The organism is Mesorhizobium sp. M7A.F.Ca.CA.002.04.1.1 (assembly GCF_004022805.1).
GTDB classification, from domain to species: domain Bacteria; phylum Pseudomonadota; class Alphaproteobacteria; order Rhizobiales; family Rhizobiaceae; genus Mesorhizobium; species Mesorhizobium ciceri.
This window is the reverse complement of the sequence record NZ_RZPL01000480.1, coordinates 1-4512: the sequence shown is the minus strand read 5'-3', so window position 1 is coordinate 4512 and position 4512 is coordinate 1. Positions and strand designations below refer to the sequence as shown.

Below are 4512 nucleotides of genomic sequence, written 5' to 3'. Positions count from 1 at the left end.
GTCCTGGACTGCGGCGCTGTCGACCTTGGCGACAAGACGGCTGACGGTGGCCAGGCCCGCTCCGTCAAAGCCGACGCGTTGGCCGATGGCTTCGAGTTCATGCGGGGTTTTTCGCGAATGCGCGCCGCGACCACCGCAGACATGAATGCCGAGCTCGCCGGAAAGCGGCGTGAGGCCACGCTTCAAAGCGCCCACGACGCTGGTCGTGATCCCCGACGAATGCCAATCCATGCCCATGACAGCACCAAAGGACTGGAACCAGAACGGATGCGCCAGCCGTCGCAGCAGTTCGTCTCGACCATAGTGATGAATGATCGCTTCGCACATCACGGCGCCAAGACGCGTCATGCGGTCGCCGAGCCATTTTGGCACGCGCCCGCCATGGAGTGGAAGATCAGCACTTCCCGATCGTTGCGTCACGTCTGCTATCCGTTCTGGTGTCCGTTATTCTCTTAACAGATAGGCAGCCAAACCGCGCAAGGAAGCATGGACACTTTCCGCCGAGCCGAGTTGGCGAACGTCAAGTCCAGTTCGAGAGAACCGTTTCCATCTCAACCGTCTCGACCTGCTGCGCGAAACGTTGGTGGTAAACGGTCAGCAGTGCGTCGTGGGTTGAATCGGAAGAACTGCATAGCGCGTCCGTGACGAGAACCACGCGATAGCCGAAATCGATGGCTCCGAGCACCGTGGCCAGAACGCAAACATCCGTTTCGCCACCGGTGATGACGAGCGTATCGATGCCGCGCTCCACCAGGAAGGCTCTGAGGCGCCCTTCGAACCAGGGCGAGTAGATGTGCTTGTCGATGATCGCCGCTGGCGGGCAGTAGCCGGCTAAAGACGGCAACAGTTCGGTCATTTCAGGCCCGATCGTCTCGATCGTCTGTGAAGCCCAGCGCTCATAATAGCGCTTCCAGGTGCCGACGCCCTGCCCCGGCTTCTTGGCTGGCAGGAAGCGTGTAAAGACCGTCTGCGGCGCGCGTCTTTCGACCAGCGTCTCGATCTGCGGGAGAACCCGGGTGATCCAGGGTGTTGCCCATTGAGACGGCTCGGCAAACAGCCGCTGCATGTCCACGCAGACATGCATGCATCGATCGCCCAGGGGACCGTATGCCAGCCCCGGCATCGACATCAGTGCGTCTCCGACCGGCCAAGCATTCCTGACTCCTCATTTTGCCAGCAAAGACACGCAACGCCGCGCGCAAGCACTGGTTCCTGAGATAGCCAACAGGAACCGACGCAAATGACCGGCGTTTTCGCTGTGATGAATGGAGGTGCTCGCATGAGACCGCGCGAGAGGCGTTGGAGCCGCAAGTCAACCGGGGCGCCAAAATGGAACTGAGCGGAGGATGTCTCTGCGGCACGATCCGCTTCCGCGTTGGAAGCGAACCGAGAGTGCATTACTGCCATTGTGATATGTGCCGGCGAGCGACCGGCAGTGCGTTCGCGGTTCTGGCCTGGGTGCCTTCCCAAAGCGTGACCTGGACCGATGCGACGCCGACCTATCGCAGGTCTTCGCCGATTGCCTGCAGGGGGTTTTGCTCCGCCTGCGGATCGCCGCTCAGCCTCGCCTATGACGCATCGCCGGGAGAGATCGCGCTTCATGTCGGAACGTTCGACGATCCGGCTCGCCTGGAGCCGCGCTACAATTATGGATCGAGGCAGCGACTTGGCTGGGTTTGCTGCGGAATGGACCTGCCGCACCACGACACCGAGGAGCGATGGTGAAACCATGTCTGAAGGGGAAGCCTGATGAGCATGTTTTACCGGGCGGCCAAGATTGCCGAAGAGGTCCACCAGGCACAGCGCGACAAGACCGGGCGACCTTATATCGAGCACTGTCGCCGTGTCGTTGACGCGGTCGAAACCAAGGATCAGAAGGTCGTCGCCTATCTCCATGACGTCCTGGAAAAGGGCGAAGGCTGGGACCGGACCAGGTTGGAAGAGGCCGGTTTTGGCCCGACGATCGCGTCGGCCGTCGACGCCATGTCGCGTAGGGACGGCGAGGATTACTTCGCGTTCGTGCGACGAGCGGCATCGAATCCATTGGCGCTGCCGGTGAAGCGCGCGGATCTGGCGGACAATATCTGGCAGGCACGACAGGCCGGGGCATCAACCGTCAGATACGAGGAGGCACTACGCATCCTTGATGAAGAGTTTCCACGCGGTTAGCACCTGCCTTGAATTTCAGCTCGCGCCGATGAGAACGGGCAATCTACTCCGTGACGTGGGGCGTATGCCTTCTGTCCTCCGCGGGCTCGACATCGATGCGCGCCTTTTCCGGATCGAATGCACCATGACGTGCAATGGCCCGCGCCGCGGTTTCAGGCGTCTCGTACGCCCACATGAAATCGTCAGCCGAGCTGCCCACGGCATGGACGCGCCAGTAGCTCGCGGTACCTTTCAAAGGGGAGCGGCTGGTGGTGTTCGTTTTTTCGAAAAGGTCAAAATAGATGTCTTCGAAAGGAATATAGAACACGGGCTCATGTCCTTCTTCCTGAAGCACTTTCGCCCGTTCCGTGGCAGCGACTATGGCGTCGGAAAATCGTACCGTCACCGTGCCCGCAAACGGTTCTATGGCCAACTGGCCAGCATGGTGTCTTGAGATTGCGCCTGAAGCTTGCATCCAAATTCTCCCTGGCTGCCGATTGATTGCGAGACCGCATTTCGGTTCGTCATGCATGGAGACGAAATGCGCGGCGATGCGTCAGGTTCCGGCCTTTACTATGGGGTCGATGGCGCCCCTCCTTCAGCGCTTGCCATGGCTATCGAGAAACGCAGCCAACATTCGCGAAACCTGATCAGAAGCCTCACGCGTCGGGAAGTGTCCGATGCCATCCAGCACCACCCGCCTGTAGAACGCGGTGAAATGCTCTTCGAGCCCCTCTGAAGACTGGGCAAACACAACGCGGTCGTCACCACCGTGAAGCGTCAGGATCGGCACGGTGATGATCTTGACCGTTGCTTGCCGGCGGGCGAGTTCAGCATAACGCGGATCGGGCTCGGCCTCTTCCCACCGGACCCGATAGGAATGCAACGTCACATCCGCCCAGTCAGGATTTTCGAACGAGCTCGCAACGCCATCGAAAATGGCGTCGTCGAACCAGCCTAATGGACCCCAGCTGTCCCACTGATACCTGGCGAATTCCTTGCCGTTCTTTCGTACGAACTCGGCGCCCCGTGCGGTCGCCATGAACCATTGATACCAAAATGCTTTCGCCTGTTCGGGCGTCGGCGTTGCTGGTTTGCCTGGTTGCCAGCCGAGGGACAGCGCAGCGCAGCACTTGATGCGGTCCGGAAAAACCGACGCGAGCAGATAGGATATCCGAGCGCCCCAATCATGTCCGACAACTGCAAAGCGGCTGATGCCAAGCGCATCTGCAAAATCCAGCACATCCTGCGCCATCGCGGCAATCTCGCCCGAGCGCATGGTTTCTTTCGACAGGAACGATGTCGGCCCAAAGCCTCGCAACCAAGGGGAAAACGTCCGGAAGCCAGCTTCATGAAGCATCGGCGAAATACGAGCGTATGTCGTCGCGTCGTCGGGCCAGCCATGCAGCAGGATAACCGGGGCGCCGTCCTGCGGTCCACCATCGAGATAGGCGACGCGCAGCAGAGGTGTGTCGCAATGTGAGACGGAGTTCATTTGCTCTGAGGCACCGTAGCTGGCTGGTCGCCGCCAGTCGTGGGGCCTGGTCTGGCGGCCTGATCAACCTGTGGGTTCTTGTTGCTGGTGGCTTTCATCGGCTCGGTGTTGTTGTCGCAGGCGCCGAGCGCAAGGGCAGCGGCCAAGACCAGGAATGAAAAGAACCTCTTCATCGAAACCTCCTCTGGTTGATGCCCGGCAAACGAGGTTCCGCCAATTTGGTTGCCCGACCGGGGTCCTCAAGACGCCATGGGATTGCCGATCAACGCTTCGAGCTATTGGAATCGGCCGCAACTGTCGGGTCAGGCAGAACCGGGCCACGTTCAGTCTCCGAACCCTCAGCTTCGATCTCCTGCACGGCCCGATCCCAGTGCTCCTGCTCGCGGCCTACCGGCCGGCCCTCTTGTTCCCAGATTTCATAGGCCCGTCGTTTGATCTTTTCTTCCCTGCTGTCCATGGCTAGATCCTCCAATTCGTCAGTCTCAATTCCGGGCCATATTTTTTGTTCCTCCTCTGTCGGCAACAGCCGCTGCCGGATTTCGGGAAGGCCCTTGTGGATTGCATGGGATGACCGGCTTGGTAAATTTCGTACCGATATTTTTTCGTGACACACCTATGCTCGCAGTTTTATGAATCAGGATATCGGCCAGCGCCGAGCACGTCCCTCTCCGATCCCACTGCCCGGCGCTCAACGCCGGATCGCTCGTCGCATCGACATGGCGGGCTGTTGCTTCGATTGGAGGTGACGCTCATGCGGGAATTGCCGAAAGACATCGACGCCGATGTGGTCATCGAAATCAGCAAGCTGCTGGACGACAGCCCGCTTTTCGTCCCGGTGCGGGTTCATGAACTTGCGGCCAGGGTGAGGC

The 4512-nt window shown here is 59.9% G+C and carries 8 protein-coding genes; 2 read left to right on the top strand and 6 right to left on the bottom strand.

Annotation, left to right across the window (positions count from 1 at the left end):
* Both ENZ75_RS22215 and ENZ75_RS22210 read right to left on the bottom strand, forming a co-directional pair.
* Positions 1-420: DUF763 domain-containing protein (locus tag ENZ75_RS22215; protein WP_128278317.1), on the bottom strand; the 420-nt coding region annotated here is incomplete at its 3' end.
* Positions 421-520: 100 nt separating this feature from the next.
* Positions 521-1129, bottom strand: a complete 609-nt coding sequence (locus tag ENZ75_RS22210) for a cysteine hydrolase (protein WP_063168024.1) — start codon at positions 1127-1129, stop codon at positions 521-523.
* A gap of 200 nt (positions 1130-1329) precedes the next feature.
* Here ENZ75_RS22210 and ENZ75_RS22205 point away from each other — a divergent pair, with 200 nt between their 5' ends.
* Both ENZ75_RS22205 and ENZ75_RS22200 read left to right on the top strand, forming a co-directional pair.
* Positions 1330-1725, top strand: a complete 396-nt coding sequence (locus ENZ75_RS22205) for a GFA family protein (RefSeq protein ID WP_027161657.1) — start codon at positions 1330-1332, stop codon at positions 1723-1725.
* 24 nt (positions 1726-1749) lie between these two features.
* On the top strand, positions 1750-2169 hold the full coding sequence (locus ENZ75_RS22200; RefSeq protein WP_027161658.1) for an HD domain-containing protein: 420 nt from the start codon (positions 1750-1752) through the stop codon (positions 2167-2169).
* Positions 2170-2212: 43 nt separating this feature from the next.
* On the opposite strand, the gene ENZ75_RS22195 is transcribed toward ENZ75_RS22200, so the two are convergent.
* From ENZ75_RS22195 to ENZ75_RS22180, 4 genes are all read right to left on the bottom strand, one after another.
* Entirely contained in the window at positions 2213-2623 is a 411-nt protein-coding gene (locus ENZ75_RS22195; RefSeq protein ID WP_013531554.1) for a DUF427 domain-containing protein, read from the bottom strand.
* Positions 2624-2746: 123 nt separating this feature from the next.
* Positions 2747-3643 carry an alpha/beta hydrolase gene (locus tag ENZ75_RS22190; RefSeq protein ID WP_063168025.1) on the bottom strand — a complete coding sequence of 299 codons (897 nt, stop codon included), beginning with the start codon at positions 3641-3643 and terminating at the stop codon, positions 2747-2749.
* On the bottom strand, positions 3640-3816 hold the full coding sequence (locus ENZ75_RS22185) for a hypothetical protein (protein WP_013531552.1): 177 nt from the start codon (positions 3814-3816) through the stop codon (positions 3640-3642). Before ENZ75_RS22185 ends, ENZ75_RS22190 begins: the two co-directional genes overlap by 4 nt.
* Before the next feature lie 89 nt (positions 3817-3905).
* Entirely contained in the window at positions 3906-4100 is a 195-nt protein-coding gene (locus ENZ75_RS22180) for a DUF2934 domain-containing protein (RefSeq protein ID WP_013531551.1), read from the bottom strand.
* Positions 4101-4512 lie beyond the last annotated feature (412 nt).

Coding starts and splice junctions, on each gene's coding strand:
- ENZ75_RS22210 (WP_063168024.1), bottom strand. CDS start 1,129: ATGTCGATGCCGGGGCTGGCATACGGTCCCCTGGGCGATCGATGCATG.
- ENZ75_RS22205 (WP_027161657.1), top strand. CDS start 1,330: ATGGAACTGAGCGGAGGATGTCTCTGCGGCACGATCCGCTTCCGCGTT.
- ENZ75_RS22200 (WP_027161658.1), top strand. CDS start 1,750: ATGAGCATGTTTTACCGGGCGGCCAAGATTGCCGAAGAGGTCCACCAG.
- ENZ75_RS22195 (WP_013531554.1), bottom strand. CDS start 2,623: ATGCAAGCTTCAGGCGCAATCTCAAGACACCATGCTGGCCAGTTGGCC.
- ENZ75_RS22190 (WP_063168025.1), bottom strand. CDS start 3,643: ATGAACTCCGTCTCACATTGCGACACACCTCTGCTGCGCGTCGCCTAT.
- ENZ75_RS22185 (WP_013531552.1), bottom strand. CDS start 3,816: ATGAAGAGGTTCTTTTCATTCCTGGTCTTGGCCGCTGCCCTTGCGCTC.
- ENZ75_RS22180 (WP_013531551.1), bottom strand. CDS start 4,100: ATGGACAGCAGGGAAGAAAAGATCAAACGACGGGCCTATGAAATCTGG.